This is a genomic window from Maribellus luteus (genome assembly GCF_003576475.1).
Classification (GTDB): domain Bacteria; phylum Bacteroidota; class Bacteroidia; order Bacteroidales; family Prolixibacteraceae; genus Draconibacterium; species Draconibacterium luteum.
The window spans coordinates 298,869-313,562 of sequence record NZ_QWGR01000007.1 but is presented as its reverse complement, the minus strand read 5'-3'; the positions used below and the strand labels follow the sequence as shown (position 1 = coordinate 313,562).

General features: G+C 42.3%; 13 protein-coding genes and 1 tRNA gene. 4 read left to right on the top strand and 10 right to left on the bottom strand.

All coding sequences use genetic code 11. The features are described 5' to 3' along the window. Nucleotides 1-303 precede the first annotated feature (303 nt). The 8 genes from D1614_RS14385 to D1614_RS14345 all read right to left on the bottom strand — a co-directional run bounded on the left by D1614_RS14385 (nt 304) and on the right by D1614_RS14345 (nt 7,965). Nucleotides 304-387 (bottom strand) — tRNA-Leu (locus D1614_RS14385). A 180-nt stretch (nt 388-567) separates the two neighbouring features. Further along, nucleotides 568-1,044 carry an aspartate carbamoyltransferase regulatory subunit gene (pyrI, locus tag D1614_RS14380; RefSeq protein WP_119438645.1) on the bottom strand — a complete coding sequence of 159 codons (477 nt, stop codon included), beginning with the start codon at nt 1,042-1,044 and terminating at the stop codon, nt 568-570. 7 nt (nt 1,045-1,051) lie between these two features. After that, entirely contained in the window at nt 1,052-1,960 is a 909-nt protein-coding gene (gene pyrB / locus D1614_RS14375; RefSeq protein WP_119438664.1) for an aspartate carbamoyltransferase, read from the bottom strand. Between the two features lie 311 nt (nt 1,961-2,271). Beyond that, nucleotides 2,272-2,877 carry an IMPACT family protein gene (locus D1614_RS14365; protein ID WP_119438643.1) on the bottom strand — a complete coding sequence of 202 codons (606 nt, stop codon included), beginning with the start codon at nt 2,875-2,877 and terminating at the stop codon, nt 2,272-2,274. After that, the gene (locus D1614_RS14360) at nt 2,877-3,731 is read right to left on the bottom strand and encodes an EamA family transporter (RefSeq protein WP_119438642.1); all 855 of its coding nucleotides are present in this window, start codon (nt 3,729-3,731) and stop codon (nt 2,877-2,879) included. Before D1614_RS14360 ends, D1614_RS14365 begins: the two co-directional genes overlap by 1 nt. Nucleotides 3,732-3,771: 40 nt before the next feature. Then, nucleotides 3,772-5,199, bottom strand: a complete 1,428-nt coding sequence (dnaA, locus tag D1614_RS14355; RefSeq protein ID WP_119438641.1) for a chromosomal replication initiator protein DnaA — start codon at nt 5,197-5,199, stop codon at nt 3,772-3,774. A 287-nt stretch (nt 5,200-5,486) separates the two neighbouring features. Continuing rightward, nucleotides 5,487-6,740, bottom strand: coding sequence for an MlaD family protein (locus tag D1614_RS14350; protein ID WP_119438640.1), 1,254 nt, complete (start codon nt 6,738-6,740; stop codon nt 5,487-5,489). 46 nt (nt 6,741-6,786) lie between these two features. Continuing rightward, entirely contained in the window at nt 6,787-7,965 is a 1,179-nt protein-coding gene (locus D1614_RS14345) for an N-acetylmuramoyl-L-alanine amidase (protein WP_119438639.1), read from the bottom strand. 345 nt (nt 7,966-8,310) lie between these two features. Between D1614_RS14345 and D1614_RS14340 the strand changes: the two genes are divergently transcribed. Together D1614_RS14340 and D1614_RS14335 are read left to right on the top strand one after the other, a co-directional pair. Continuing rightward, the gene (locus D1614_RS14340; protein ID WP_119438638.1) at nt 8,311-10,875 is read left to right on the top strand and encodes a putative LPS assembly protein LptD; all 2,565 of its coding nucleotides are present in this window, start codon (nt 8,311-8,313) and stop codon (nt 10,873-10,875) included. Nucleotides 10,876-10,886: 11 nt separating this feature from the next. Next, nucleotides 10,887-11,267 carry a RidA family protein gene (locus tag D1614_RS14335; RefSeq protein ID WP_119438637.1) on the top strand — a complete coding sequence of 127 codons (381 nt, stop codon included), beginning with the start codon at nt 10,887-10,889 and terminating at the stop codon, nt 11,265-11,267. A 43-nt stretch (nt 11,268-11,310) separates the two neighbouring features. Here the strand turns inward: D1614_RS14335 and D1614_RS14330 are convergent, their stop codons facing one another. Beyond that, nucleotides 11,311-11,787: a methionine-R-sulfoxide reductase gene (locus D1614_RS14330; RefSeq protein ID WP_119438636.1), complete on the bottom strand. Its 477-nt coding sequence runs from the start codon at nt 11,785-11,787 to the stop codon at nt 11,311-11,313. 106 nt (nt 11,788-11,893) lie between these two features. On the opposite strand from D1614_RS14330, the gene D1614_RS14325 reads away from it, so the two are divergent. Beyond that, nucleotides 11,894-12,583 (top strand): RluA family pseudouridine synthase, encoded by a 690-nt coding sequence (locus D1614_RS14325; RefSeq protein ID WP_119438635.1) that lies wholly within the window; start codon nt 11,894-11,896, stop codon nt 12,581-12,583. A gap of 109 nt (nt 12,584-12,692) precedes the next feature. After that, nucleotides 12,693-13,196 (top strand): DUF4252 domain-containing protein, encoded by a 504-nt coding sequence (locus D1614_RS14320; protein WP_194086710.1) that lies wholly within the window; start codon nt 12,693-12,695, stop codon nt 13,194-13,196. A gap of 77 nt (nt 13,197-13,273) precedes the next feature. On the opposite strand, the gene D1614_RS14315 is transcribed toward D1614_RS14320, so the two are convergent. Next, the gene (locus D1614_RS14315) at nt 13,274-14,662 is read right to left on the bottom strand and encodes a sulfatase family protein (RefSeq protein WP_119438633.1); all 1,389 of its coding nucleotides are present in this window, start codon (nt 14,660-14,662) and stop codon (nt 13,274-13,276) included. Nucleotides 14,663-14,694 lie beyond the last annotated feature (32 nt).

Below are 14,694 nucleotides of genomic sequence, written 5' to 3'. Positions count from 1 at the left end.
TCGTTAATCTTATCTTTTCTCATTTTTAGGGTTAAAGAAAAAACTAGTCTCGATTATTGCTTAAAAGTACCCTTTTCAGAGCTTGTTTTCAAGTTCAAATCGAGTCAATTTGCATCAATTTAAATGCTGAGAAAGAGAGATTTAAGAGAATTGTCGAGACTGGTTTATGCGAAAAAAGCACTAGTCTCGGTAAAGTCTCGTTTAGAATGACTTTTTTTGTGCTTTTTTGATAATTGTGGAAAACAAAAAAGCACTTAAAATATTGATTTTAAGTGCTTTTGAAATTCCTTGGTTTTTCCAAAGTGCCCAGTAAAGGACTCGAACCTTCACATCCATACGGATACTAGTCCCTGAAACTAGCGCGTCTACCAATTCCGCCAACTGGGCATTTTATTATATTGGCGCGTTTACCTCCCGATAGCTATCGGGACCGCCAACTGGGCAATACTTATTTGAACTTTCCAAATCTCCCCGGGCCGCGCCCCGTTTGATTTTGGTGGTGCAAATATATAAAAAATCCGCTCTCTGCAATACCAAAAAGCGGATTTATATCAGATCAGCAAAAAATTATATCATCCGGATCTGCTCCTCGGTTGTGATCTTCTCGCAGTACTTGCATTTTAGCGCAATCGGAGCCTTGCCGATGACCTTGAAACAGGTGGTAATTTTTTCATTGTTGGTAATACATTTCGGGTTGAAACATTTTACGATCCCGGTAATTTTATCAGGCGTTTCAACAATTTTCTTTTCTACTACCTCGTAATCTTTAATAATATTGAGTTTGGCGTGAGGAGCAATAAGCGCAATCTTGTTAATTTCCATGTCTTCGAAAAAAACATCGCTTACCTTAATAATCGCTTTGGCTCCCAGTTTATGGCTGTCGAGGTTGGTTCCGAATGTAATCTGGTTTTCGATTTTGTCAAGGCCCAGAATATTAATCACCTTAAACAGATTTTTTGCCGGAATATGATCGATTACAGTTCCTTCTTTAATGGCGCTAACTTTTAGCTTTAGTTTCTTTTTGGCGTTATCTTTTGCTTCCATTGGATGTTTATTTAAGGTTCATAACATGCGAAATAATTGCTTCTCGGGCGAAAATACCATTTCGGGCCTGCTCAAAGTAGTAGGCTTTTTCGTTGGCATCCACATCGGTGCTGATTTCGTTTACCCGTGGCAGCGGATGAAGGATCCTCATATTAGGCTTGGTATTTTTCAGCATTTCGTTGTTCAGGATGTAAACGTCTTTAACTTTTTCGTACTCAATCGGGTCGGCAAAACGTTCTTTCTGAACACGCGTCATATAAATAATGTCGGCGGCAGAAATAATATCGGTGAATTCTTCGTGCTCAAAATAACGAATTCCTTTTTCCTGCAGGTGATGCAGGTATCCGGGAGGCATTTTTAGGTTGGGAGGGGCAATAAAATTGAAAATAGGATTCTCAAATTCCGACATGGCTTGCAAAAGTGAGTGTACGGTTCGCCCGTATTTCAGGTCGCCCACCATAAAAATGTTAATGTTGTCAAGCGTTCCCTGCGTTTTCAGAATCGAATACATATCGAGCAGAGTTTGAGTGGGGTGCTGGTTGGCCCCGTCGCCGGCATTAATAACCGGAACATCCGAGACTTCGGCAGCATAACGGGCTGCTCCTTCCAGCGGATGACGCATCACAATCAGGTCGGCATAATTACTTACCATTTTGATGGTGTCGTGCAGGGTTTCTCCCTTTGTTGAGCTCGAACTGTCGGGGTCTGCAAAACCGATAATACGACCGCCCAAACGACTAATGGCGGTTTCAAAGCTTAAACGTGTACGGGTTGACGGTTCAAAAAAGAGCGAAGCTACCACTTTGCCTTTTAAAAGATCCTGATTTGGGTTTTCTTCAAATTCGGCAGCCAATTCGAGGATACGCAGGTATTCTTCTTTCGAAAAATCGGTAATCGATAATAAATCCTTCTTCATTGCCATTATTTTTGGTTTTTAATTACGGAATTACTAAACAGAAAAAAACCAACACTTCGGTTAAGAAAATGTTGGTTTTCATTTGTTTGAAAAAAAGTGCCTACTTTTTTATCAAAATATACGATCGATAGTTCTAATCGTTTGATGCATTTTTCAGGAAAAAGAACCTTCTTTCGGAGACTAGTGATGCCTCGTATCAGAAAAGGTGGCAGGAATATCGCACTTTGCATCATGGCTCAAAAATAATTTCTTTCAATAACTTTTAATGGAGTTGGAGGCTTGTACTTTTCACCATTTTATTAACAAAAACTTTACATGTTTACTTCGGAGATCGTCAAACCGTAAATCTGGTCGAAGATGTTGTAAGCCTTTTCTGCATCGCCTTTTCTAACCTTGAAAACCAGTCGGCAGGTTTCCTGAAAATCCGTAACGACTATGTCCAGGTTTTCCTGTTTGATGTGGTACATTACCGTGTTGAGCAAATCGTAGCCAAATTTTAATTCATAGCCTTTCTCAATGAGTTTGGAAACAATTTCGGCATTGTTTAGTGCTTCAACAGTGGCGTTTCGGTACGCATTGATCAGGCCGCTTACTCCCAAAAGCGTTCCGCCAAAGTAGCGAACAACCACCACCAGTATATTCGTAACCTCGTAACTTTGAAGTTGCCCGAGTATGGGTTTCCCTGCAGTTGACGATGGCTCGCCGTCGTCGTTAGCCCGGGTTGTAATTTCTTCGGTTCCCAATCGCCACGCATAGCAGTGATGCCGCGCGCTGTGGTGTTCTTTTTTTAGCTGCTGAATGATTTCCTTGACTTCTTCTTCGGCCTGAATGGGGTAGGCATACGAATAAAACTTACTCCCTTTGTCTTTGAAATATCCGGTACTTGTTTTCTCAATGGTTTTGTAAACGTCGTTCATCACAATAAAAAATACAAGCTGAGCAATGCCAGCAAAATTCCTGCAAAGTTAACTTTATTCAACTGTTCTTTAAAAATCACTGTTCCGAAAACAGTGGTAAGCGCAACGATCAGCATATTATTTAGGGCAAAGACCAGCGAGCTGTCCATTCCGGTTTTGTTTAATGCCTGCAAAAGAAAGTAGAGCGAGCCAAAGTTGACCATGCCGAGTATTGTACCCAGCAAAATAGTGGGGAAGTGGCGTTTTTCCTTCAACTGACCGGATACCAACAGGAAACATATTCCGCAAAGAAACGCTGCAAAAAATACGAGTGTGGTGTATAGGCTTACCTCATTATCGTCGATTTTAGTGGCCTGGACAAATTTGACAAGAGAGTCAACCAGGCCAGTGCCAAGAAATATGGTGAGGGGAAGAAACACAAACTGCAGATTGGTTCTTCTTAGATCCTTTTTGTAGACTGTAAGTGCTACGGCCACAACAGCCGATATAATTCCGATGATTTTTAATACAGATAGTTTTTCGTTGAAATAGAACAGCGAGAAAATAACCGGAAATACAAGTGACAGTTTGGCTGCGAGCGTTGTTACGGTAATACCGGCTTTTTGTGCGCTTTTGCCAATAAAGAAAAACATGACAATAAACAATACTCCGAGCAGAATAGCATAAGGCATCCAGCGAATGATTCTTTCGGGAGCGACAGGCTCGCGAGGAACTAAAAGAAAGATTCCGAGTAGAGTGGCAGCAAGGTAATTGACGGTAATCAGAACCGCCAGTCTCGATTGATAGTTTTTGGCCAAACGAAATACCACAAAGATCATTGAAGAGGAAAGAATGCTTGCTGCGAGGTAGATCATGGGGCAAAAAAAAGGCAGACTTTAAAGCCTGCCGTGTATTTTACATTTTTAATTTCTTTTCTATTTCTTCCACAAAAACCCGGAAGTTTTTGTCGGTGTCCTTCAGGTTATTTACCGTTTTGCAGGCATGTAACACTGTGGCGTGGTCTTTACTTCCGATTTGCGCTCCAATACTCGCCAGCGAATACTTGGTCAGGCTCTTCGAGAAGTACATGGCAATTTGCCGGGCTTGTACCACTTCCCGTTTCCGGGTTTTAGCCTGAAGCGCATCAACCGGCATGTTGAAATAGTCGCAAACAACTTTCGAAATATATTCGATCGACAGTTCGCGTTTCGAGTTCTTCACCAGCTTGGTAATAAGTTTGGCTGCCAGCTCGAGTGTAATTTCGCGTTTATTCAGCATGGATTGTGCCAGCAACGAAACCAATGCACCTTCCAGTTCGCGTACGTTATTGGTTACATGCGACGCAATATACTCCAGAACTTCTTCTGAAAGCGTAATTCCATCCTTGTAAACCTTGCGACGTAGGATTTCCATGCGGGTTTCAAAATCAGGTGTCTGCAAGTCAGCAGTTAGTCCCCATTTGAAACGCGACAACAATCTTTGCTCCATTCCCTTCAGTTCGATCGGCGGCTTGTCCGACGTCAATATCAGTTGCTTGCCCATCTGGTGCAGGTGGTTGAAGATGTGGAAGAACGTCTCCTGTGTCTTTTCTTTTCCGGCAAATTCATGCACGTCGTCCAGAATCAACACATCCACCATTTGGTAGAAATGCAGGAAGTCGTTCCGGTTGTTGTTCCGTGTTGCTTCGGTATACTGAGTTTGAAACTTGTTCGCATTTACATAGAGAACTACCTTATCGGGGAAGCGTTCTTTTACTTCAATCCCGATTGCTTGCGCCAGATGTGTTTTCCCCAGCCCCGAGTTTCCGTAGATCATTAACGGATTAAAAGCCGTTCCTCCAGGATTTTGGGCTACGGCAAAGCCCGCACTTCTGGCAAGCCGGTTGCAATCGCCTTCCACAAAGTTTTCAAAAGTATTGTCCGGTTTTAACTGCGGATCAATCTGAAGCTTCTGGATGCCCGGAATAATAAACGGGTTACGGATGGTTGGTTTTTCATCCGATTTTAACGGGATTGTTAGCGGCTTGTTTTGAATTTTAACATTGTTATTGGTTGGGTAACTAACAGTGTACGGTTGATTACCGTTCTTGTTACCCATAACAACATTGTACTCCAGTTTTGCCCCCGGACCAATCACCATACGCAGTGTTTTTCTCAGAATATCGATAAATTGCTCTTCCAGATATTCATAAAAAAATGCACTGGGCACTTGAATGGTCAGTACTTGATTTTCCAGTTTTACCGGTTCGATTGGCTCAAACCAGGTCCTGAAACTGCTGCTAGGGACGTTATCTTTTATAACGTCGAGGCACTTTTCCCATGCAGATTTGTATTCGTTGCTCATTTACAATTGCAGGATAATTGAGGTTCTACAAAAATTTCCTTAGTGGTATTCCTAAGGACAAAAGTTGCAAAAAAAAAGTGAAAAAAAAAATAAGATCTCTATTGTTTTAAACCTAAATTATTTATCGGTTTCTTTATCAGTCATTTAAAAAGATAAAAAAAGAGGATATTTTTAAATTGCTGATAATCAGCAATATGTATTTAATGTTCTGATAGCTAAACCTATAACTGGTTGGTAGTAGTCTGATATATTTTTTGTTAAGTAAAAGCCTGTTTTTTCGCTATCCCTTACTGTATCTTGCGTAGCGCTTTTTCGAGTGTAATTATGCGTCCGTTTTTGAATGCAACAATGCTTGAGTCGGGAAATTTTTTCCTCACTGAACTAAAAAGAAGTTCAATTTCTGAATAAATCCCCGTGCTGCCTGCCAGGTAGGAATAAACTCCGCCCGAATAATATTCTTCCACATTTTTTATCCCGTCAAAACGCTCACTGTTGGGATCGAGTTTTATTTTGCTGGAAACAAGATGAACTTTAAACACAATATCTTTTGCCGAGAGGTCTTGTTTTGTGTTTACGTAAACATCTTTTCCAAAATCAAATGCTGAGAATTGCAAATATCTTTTCGGATTTTTTTGAACATCGGCTATAAGAAAAGCCATGTTTTCTGATAGCATATTAATGGAGTAATACAATTCATCGTCGTTTAGTAAAAGCCCGGCTGTATTATCGTCGCTGTTCAGCTTGTCGAGCGTGGCGATTAACTGTTCTGAAATGTTTTGAATGTTATCGAGAACCGGCGAAACCGAAATCTGCGACAAAGTATCGCTAAACGAATGCAGGTTGTGCACCGTAGCTTCAAAGGCCGAAGAGTTGTTTCTGAACATGGTTGTTATGGAGTCGATGTTCGTAATAATACTCTTCATGCTTTGTTTTTCGGCGGCTACTACTTCCTGAAGATCGGCTGTTGTGGCTTCAATGTTTTTGATGCTTTGGTTGATGTTGGCAAAGCTCGATGATAAGTTGGCCTGTGCATCTTCGTTCAGGATGGCGGTAAAAACCGTGAGGGCCGAATCAAGCGTACTTAAAAGTTCTTCTGCTTTGTTTTTTAACGGAAGAACCTGCATACTTACCTGTTCTTTCAAATCGTGTTCGATGGAGCCGCGAATGGTGTCGTTGGGATGATGATAGGTAAGCTCTTTGCTCATCTCCAGTTTTACAGACCGGGTACCCATAATATCGCTGCTTATGATTTGGGCTACCGAATTAGTGGGAACCCCGAATTCTGAATCAATCGCTAAAGTAACCAGCAGGCGTCCGCTTCGATCCGATGCAAAGGTGATGTCTCTTACTTTCCCAATCGGAAACCCGTTCATCATTACTTTGCTCGAAGGAGCCAGGCCGTCAACGCGGTCGTAATAGACGTAATAATAATTGGTACGCGAGAAAAAGTCGTTTCCCTTTAAATAGCTTAAGCCCCAGAAAAAGATGGTAAGGGCAACAACAATAAGAACTCCCAGTCGCGTATATTTTGATAATCTCATGGTCAGGTATAACTAAAATTTATTGTAAAATTAGCGAATTCAGTCCTCACTTCTCCAATTCCAAGGCCATTTTTACTGAAATTAACTGATTGTTCAGGAAGGCAACCACAAATGCAGAGGGGTATTTTTTCTTAATTGTTTCGAGTTGAAGCTCGGCTTCTTTCAGGCTTTTATACTTCCCCGAAAAGTAACGGCTAAGCTTTTCTGCATCTTCCCGAAAAACATTCGTCAACCCTTCGAAATTTTCGGGAGTGGTATCCAGCTTCTTTTTCAGTGCTGCTATCTGAACCGAATAAAACAAGTCATTTTCTTTTGTTGCTTTTGTTTCTGTTACTGCCGGTTGAGTGTTGTTTTGTTTTGTTTCTTCAGCGGGTCTGGGAACTGGCTGTGGTTTTACATCGTTGGTTGCCAGGTGGAAACTGCTCTTTTGTTCCACTTCCGTTTTGTAGGCTTTGAAAGCCCTGAAAATGGCCTCAGCCATATTTTTCCGGCCGTTTTCGCTGCTGAGGTAGTTTCGTTCAGTGGCATTGCTTAAAAAACCTGTTTCAATCAGAACACTGGGCATGGTTGTGCGCCGCAGTACTAAAAAGCCAGCTTCTTTTACACTGCGGTCTTTTCGCATGGCCCGCTCCCTGAATTCATTCTGCACCCGGTTAGCCAGCGAAATGCTTTGTTCCTTGTATTCGTCCTGCACCAGTTCAAACATGATGTATGATTCGGAAGAATTCGGATCAAAGCCTTCGTAGGTATTGGTATAATCGTCTTCCAGTAGAATCACCGAGTTTTCTTTTTTGGCGACTTCCAGGTTATCCTCGCTCCGGTGTTGCCCCAAAACAAAGGTTTCTGTTCCGTAAACATAGCTTTGTTCAACAGCATTGGCATGTATGGAGATAAACAGGTCGGCATTGTTTTTATTGGCAATATCGGCTCTTTTGTGCAAGGGAATAAAAACATCGCTTTTGCGGGTGTAAACCACATTTACCTCCGGAAACTCGTTTTTTATCTGGTTGCCCAGTTTCAGGGCTATGTCGAGCACCACATCTTTTTCCTGTACTTTTCCTCCCACTGTACCTGGGTCTTTTCCTCCGTGCCCGGGATCAATAACCACTACAGAAAGCCGGCGCTCATCTTTATCCTGAGTTGTTGCTTTTTTAAACGATAGCTGTTGGATAGAAAGAAGAAGGATTAATGGAAGGAAAATATGTTTTTTTAAGCTGGTTTTCATGACCACTGTGATATTTATATTTATTTAACCCCAAAAATAGTTGAGTAGTATCTCGTGTCGCCGGATTTTGTCTTATTTAATAATGATTCCGGCTTAAAAGGTTAAAAATAGAAAATTAGAATTATTTTACATTTTCTAGGCAAATAGTCTTAGCCATATTTATATTTTTGTCCAGCCTATTGGTGTTGAAATGCAGAAAACATTTTGAATAAATCAATTCTTACATATCTTTTTATTGTATGCCCCTGGCTGATCTTGTTTGGACAGGAGCCGGGAACGAATTTTTCAGTACAAAATTCAGCTATAGATACAATCAGCGCGTTAACATTGTCAGACACTGTTGCAATGGATACCATGGCAATGGATTCAACTCTCGCATTGACGGATTCCTCGAAAACCAAAGAAGCTTTTTTGGTGGATCCCATTGTTTACAATGCCGAAGACTCGATGATTGTTTCGCTTGACGGGCAAAAAGTGTTTTTATACAACAATGCCAAAGTAACTTATCAGCAGATAGAACTTACGGCTTATTACATTGAACTCGATCTGGAAACGAAGGAGATTTACGCCGAGGGGGTGATTGATTCAACCGGAGAGATGGCGCAAAAGCCGATTTTCAAACAGGGATCTGAGGAGTACGAATCGGAAACTATGCGCTATAACTTTGATACGGAAAAGGCTTTTATTACCCGGGTAGTTTCGCAACAGGGAGAAGGTTATATTCACAGCGACCGGACCAAAAAAATCGGAAAGGATGTTTTTATTACCGAAAAAGCCAAGTATACCACCTGCGATGCTGATCATCCGCACTTCTATCTTCAGCTGAGTAAAGCAAAGGTGATTTCGAACAAAAAGATTATTACCGGGCCAGCTCACATGGTATTGGAGGATTTTCCTATTTATTTTCCGTTTTTACCCTTTGGGTATTTCCCCAATTCACCCACCTATTCATCGGGAATTCTTATTCCTACCTATGGTGAAGAAAACAACCGGGGTTTCTTTTTGCGGGATGGTGGATATTATTGGGCCGCCAGCCAGTACTTCGATTTGGCAGTTCAGGCTGATATTTATTCAAAAGGTTCGTGGGGTGCCCGGGCAAAAACCAGTTACCGTCAGCGTTACAAGTTCAGCGGGAATTTTAGTTTTGATTATGCCATAAACAAGTACGGAGAGGAAGGATTTGATACCTACTCAAAATCAAAGCAATTTAAACTGGTATGGTCGCACACACAGGATGCCAAGGCCAATCCGAATCAGACGTTTTCTGCGAGTGTTAACCTTTCTTCGAGTGGTTACGACAAGCAAAACGCCTATAACAGCCAGGATTACCTGACCACCACAAAATCGTCTAGCATATCGTTCTCTCGTCGTTTCGAGAACACGCCTTTTAATATGTCGATGAACCTTCGGCATTCGCAAAATACACGCGACAGTACCATGTCGCTCTCGTTTCCGGAGACAACATTCAGTATGGCGAAAGTTTACCCGCTGCGAAAAAAGAACAGGAGCGGGAAACTGAAGTTTTACGAGAACTTTGGGATCAATTACACCGGAAATTTTAAAAATACGATCACAGCAAAGGAAGATGAAATCCTATCCAGTTCTTTTGCTACCGACTGGAAAAACGGAATAAAGCACAACGTTCCTATTTCGTTCCCGAGTTTTAACCTGTTTAAATACATTAATTTCAGCCCGGGTATCAGTTACAACGAAAAATGGTACTTCAAAAAATACGAGTACGAGTACGAAGAAGGGGCCAATTACGCCAATAATCCGTCAGGAATTCCCAGTACCGTGCGGGTAGATACCGTTACAGGTTTAAACCGTGTTTATGATTATGCCTACAGTGTAAGTGCATCCACCAATATTTACGGAAGCTTTTTGCCACGCAACCCCAATTCAAAGGTGGTGGGTATCAGGCATAAAATGACTCCATCGATTTCGTTTAGCTACCGCCCCGATTTTGGACAGGATAAGTTTGGGTACTGGCACGAAGTTCAGGTGGATAGTTTGGGGAATACCCGGTACCTGGATTCAAATTTAGGCGGTATTTACGGTGGTTCTCCTGGAAGGGGAGAGTCGGGATCGATTTCGTTCTCGTTGAGCAATAACCTGGAAATGAAAAAACTGGACACCCGCGATAGTACCAAAACGGATGGAGAACAGAAGTTTCGGAAGGTAAAGCTGATCGATAACCTGAGTCTTAGTACTTCTTACGACTTAATTGCCGATTCTTTAAACCTGGCTCCGGTCTCAATTCGCGGGCGTACAACGGTTGCCGGGGTTAGTATTAATGCCGGTGCCACACTTGACCCGTATATGCTGGATGATAACTACCGGAAGATTCATAAATATACATGGAACGAAAGAAGTGGCTTGGGAAAATTAGGACGCTTGACACGTGCCAACCTTTCGTTTGGAATGACGTTCAAGTCAAAAAATAAATCAGGGAAAAGCAATCAGGGCGGCGATGAATCGGGTGATATGGAAGTTGTAGGAAATGATGAAAATATTCCTCCGGTGGAAGATGATTTGCTGCCGGTTACGTTTGATAACTATGTTGACTTTAGTATGCCCTGGGATTTTGGATTCGATTACAGCATGAATTATACAGGAAAATCTGCTTCGACTCCAAATGGGCGGGTATCTCAAACGCTTGGATTTAGAGGAAACGTTAGCATTACTGAAAAATGGAAGCTGAGTATGAATACCAACTTTGATATTCAGGCGGGTGAATTTTCATTTACAACTTTCAACCTTACGCGCGATTTGCACTGCTGGGGGATGTCGTTTAACTTTGTTCCCTTTGGTTTCAGGAAGAGCTACAGCTTTACCATCAATGCAAAATCTTCGATGCTATCGGATCTGAAGCTGCAGAAACAAAAAAGTCATTACGACAATAACTTCTAAAATTCAATATTATGAAACGTATTATTGCTACAGATAAAGCTCCACAGGCCATTGGACCATATAGCCAGGCAGTAGAAGTTAACGGAACGCTTTATATTTCCGGTCAGGTACCGCTCGACCCTGCAACAATGAAGGTCGTAGAAGGCGGAATTCAGGAACAAACACAACAGGTGATGAAGAACATTGGCGCCATTCTGGAAGCTGCCGGTTATTCGTTTGAGGATGTGGTGAAATCAACCTGCCTGCTAAGCGATATGGCCAACTTCAAACCCATGAACGAAGTTTACGGATCGTATTACACACAAAACCCTCCGGCAAGAGCTGCTTTTGCGGTAAAAGAACTTCCGTTGGGAGTTTTGGTCGAAATTGAGACTATTGCGGTGAAAGCTTGATAAAGATAAATTCATTTTGAAAGAAATAAAAAAGGGAGAACAGTTACTGTTCTCCCTTTTTTATTTTATCGGCCGGGATAAAATCAATTGATACCGAGTTTACGCAATGCCGGGTGTTTTTCCGGGTAAATCCTTCGCCCAAAAACACATGCCCCAAATGGCCGCCGCAATTGGCACAGGTAATCTCGGTTCTACGTCCGTCGGCATCCACCGATCGATGCACAGCTCCCTCAATTTCGTCATCAAAACTGGGCCAGCCACAATGCGCATCAAACTTATCTGAAGAACGATAAAGTGGCGCGCCGCAACGTTTACACACATACACACCGTTCTCTTTAAAATCGTAGTATTTTCCTGTAAACGGTCGTTCGGTGCCTTTTTCAACAATTACGTAATGTTCAAAATCTGTTAGTTCCTTCCATTTCATGTCTTTATTTTTATGCTGAACCGTTGAATCCGCTTCCTGGCCAAAGGCGCTTAATCCCGCGATCATTAATACTAAACTTACTATTGTTTTCATACCAAGTAAAACATTTGACAAGCGGCAAAGTTTACGAGCTTCCGCTGAAGTTAAAGAGTAGGTAATCCCGCATGGTTTTATACCTTTGAGAGCTTAGCGATAAAAAATGGAAATACCTGTAATTTACCGGGATGAACACCTGATGGTTGTTGATAAACCGGTTGACCTTCCGGTTCATAAAAATGATTTTATGCCTCATGATGCCGATTACCTTACAAAGCTGGTGGGAGACATGACCGGACAGTGGATTTACAATGTGCACCGGCTCGATTCAAAAACCTCGGGCGTAATTGTGCTGGCGCTTTCGAAAGAAGTGGCGCACGAATTAACGCTGATGTTTGAACGCAAGGAAGTGCAGAAGATTTATTATACAGTGGTGCAGGGCGATCCCGGCGAAGGTACTTTTGAAAACAAGGTGCTGGTAAAAAAGAAGTCGAAATTTAAAAAGCCGGCCACTACACATTACAAAACCTTGCGGACCGTCCAAACCGCTTTGTCGCACGGTGAAAAGTTGAATATAAAACTTAGTTACGTTGAGCTCCGGCCCGAAACAGGCCGCTGGCACCAGCTTCGCCAGCATTTTGCTCAAAATCATTTTGATATGCTGGGTGACTCGCATCATGGAGATTTTACGCTTAACAAGATGGTAACCGAAATTACAGGGATTAAACGCTTGTTTCTTCATGCCGGAAAACTTGCTTTTATACATCCGGTTACCAGGGAGCAAATGGAGTTTGAGGCTGCAGTTCCGGAGACTTTTTTTGGGGTATTAAACCAACTCGAGGTAGGAGTTTAACGACCTGAAAACCTTGTTGGTCGAAATCTTTTGAAGCGGCCGGTGAAATTCTGCAAATTTGATGTAACGGAACAACCGCAGTTTCCGTCTCAATGTAAAACCTACTATGATGAAAAGAATTTTACCACTTCTGGCCCTGTCTGTTTTTCTGCTCGCTTCGTGTTCATACGAGCCCGGAGTTTCTGAAGCTTTTAACAAGTACCGGTTTAAAGACGGAGTGGTTACCGTAAGTGTTCCGGGGTGGCTTATTCATTTGGCTGCCAACTTTGGCGAATTGGAAGAGGGTGAGCGAGAGATGCTGGAAAGCATTGACAAAGTAAAAGTAATTGCAGTGGAAGACGATCATCTGAATCAAAAAATCAATCTTCACGAAGAGTTTTACGAACGAATTAATAAGAATGAAAAATTTGAAGAGTTGGTGGTGATAAGAGAAGGAGATCAAAATGTGACCATTTTTGGCAGAATGGATGAAGAGGTAATTAAAGAATTACTGATTTTGGTAGGGGGAGAGGATAATGCACTGATTTATTTGAAGGGAGAAATAAGCCCTGATCTGCTAAACGATAAAATAAATTTAACCGATCCTGACAGGTTTCTAAGTTTTAAAAATTAGCGATTGCCAGCTATAGCAGAAGACCCGGATTTCAGTAAAAATCCGGGTCTTCTTTTATTAAGTCGTGAAACGATTGTTTAGTTTGCAAAAAACTTTTGCTTGTGCTGTTCTGCCAGCTGCAACAAATGTTCAGCGACTTCAGGGTGCTGGTCTAGCACATTGGTTGTTTCATACGGATCGTTTTCCATGTCAAACAAGGAAAGGTCGATGTGAGCTTGCTGGTATTTGCCCGGTAATCCGTCTTTTCCTTTTATTTCCGACATTGTCCGGTAGTTGTGCGGTAAATGAAGCTTCCATTTTCCATCGCCGCTCATAATCGCCTGAAATTCGTTGTTGTTGGTAAAAGCATAATAATCGTGAGGGTTTTTCGCGTCTGGTTTTCCCGAAATCAGGTCCCAAACATTTTTTCCGTCAATCTCGGTTTCAGGAAGCGGAACATTGGCCAGGTGGCACAAAGTAGGCAACAAGTCGATTGTCATCAGTGCATCGGTCGATTCTTTATTTCCTTCCAGCTGGGCCGGATATTTTATGATGGTTGCCGAGCGCGTTCCTCCGTCAAAAGTAGTTCCTTTGGCCTCGCGAAACGGGGTTGTTCCTGCATGGTTGCCATACGCAATCCAAGGGCCGTTATCGGAAGAGAAAACAACGATTGTGTTTTCATCGAGGCCATTTTCTTTCAGCGCCTTGTTAATTTCGCCTACCGACCAATCGAGCTCCGAAATCACATCACCGTATAATCCAACGCCGGATTTTCCTTTAAACTCGGGGCTGCAAAACAACGGAACGTGCGACATCGAGTGCGGAACATACAACAGAAATGGGTCATCTTTGTGACGATTGATAAAATCAACAGCGTGTTCGGTGTACCATTTGGTCAGGTATTGCTGATCCGAAGAATCCACGTCTTCAATAATCACTTTGCCGTTTTCCCAGAATTGCAAAGGAAATCTTCCCCAATATTCAGGACTTTCAGGATGATGTTTCCACATGTCGTTGGAGTACATGAGGCCGCATGTTTCATCAAAACCACGGCTTTGAGGACGCGTGTCTTCCTGGTCGCCTATGTGCCATTTGCCAAAGAATCCGGTTTTGTAACCTGCTGCTTTAAAAACTTCGCCAATTATCGGGAATTTAGGATCAAGACCTCGCTCTTTGGGACCATGAGCGCCAAACACCTTGGTTCTTCCCGGGTAACAGCCTGAAAGCAGCGCTGCGCGCGAAGCCGAACAAACCGCTTGCGGAACGTAAAAGTTCTTGAATGAGACACCTTCTTCTGCCAGGGTTTTCACATTCGGAGTTTCAATGAAAAGATCTCCAAACGGTGAAAAATCGTTGTATCCCGAGTCATCCAGAAAAATGATAACAACGTTGGGTTGCTTATTCTCTTCCTGCTTTGCCGGTTTCTGGCTACACGAAGAAAGAAAAATGGTCATGCAAATGAGGCTAAATGCGACGAGTGATTTCATACTATGATTTTTGTTTTTCCGTTTCGTAACGG

Excerpts from the sequence above, each read along its gene's own strand:
- D1614_RS14325 (WP_119438635.1), top strand. The coding sequence starts at position 11,894 with ATGGAAATACCTGTAATTTACCGGGATGAACACCTGATGGTTGTTGAT.
- pyrB (WP_119438664.1), bottom strand. The coding sequence starts at position 1,960 with ATGAAGAAGGATTTATTATCGATTACCGATTTTTCGAAAGAAGAATAC.
- D1614_RS14345 (WP_119438639.1), bottom strand. The coding sequence starts at position 7,965 with ATGAAAACCAGCTTAAAAAAACATATTTTCCTTCCATTAATCCTTCTT.
- D1614_RS14335 (WP_119438637.1), top strand. The coding sequence starts at position 10,887 with ATGAAACGTATTATTGCTACAGATAAAGCTCCACAGGCCATTGGACCA.
- D1614_RS14350 (WP_119438640.1), bottom strand. The coding sequence starts at position 6,740 with ATGAGATTATCAAAATATACGCGACTGGGAGTTCTTATTGTTGTTGCC.
- D1614_RS14360 (WP_119438642.1), bottom strand. The coding sequence starts at position 3,731 with ATGATCTACCTCGCAGCAAGCATTCTTTCCTCTTCAATGATCTTTGTG.
- dnaA (WP_119438641.1), bottom strand. The coding sequence starts at position 5,199 with ATGAGCAACGAATACAAATCTGCATGGGAAAAGTGCCTCGACGTTATA.
- D1614_RS14365 (WP_119438643.1), bottom strand. The coding sequence starts at position 2,877 with ATGAACGACGTTTACAAAACCATTGAGAAAACAAGTACCGGATATTTC.
- D1614_RS14330 (WP_119438636.1), bottom strand. The coding sequence starts at position 11,787 with ATGAAAACAATAGTAAGTTTAGTATTAATGATCGCGGGATTAAGCGCC.
- D1614_RS14340 (WP_119438638.1), top strand. The coding sequence starts at position 8,311 with ATGGATACCATGGCAATGGATTCAACTCTCGCATTGACGGATTCCTCG.
- D1614_RS14320 (WP_194086710.1), top strand. The coding sequence starts at position 12,693 with ATGAAAAGAATTTTACCACTTCTGGCCCTGTCTGTTTTTCTGCTCGCT.
- pyrI (WP_119438645.1), bottom strand. The coding sequence starts at position 1,044 with ATGGAAGCAAAAGATAACGCCAAAAAGAAACTAAAGCTAAAAGTTAGC.
- D1614_RS14315 (WP_119438633.1), bottom strand. The coding sequence starts at position 14,662 with ATGAAATCACTCGTCGCATTTAGCCTCATTTGCATGACCATTTTTCTT.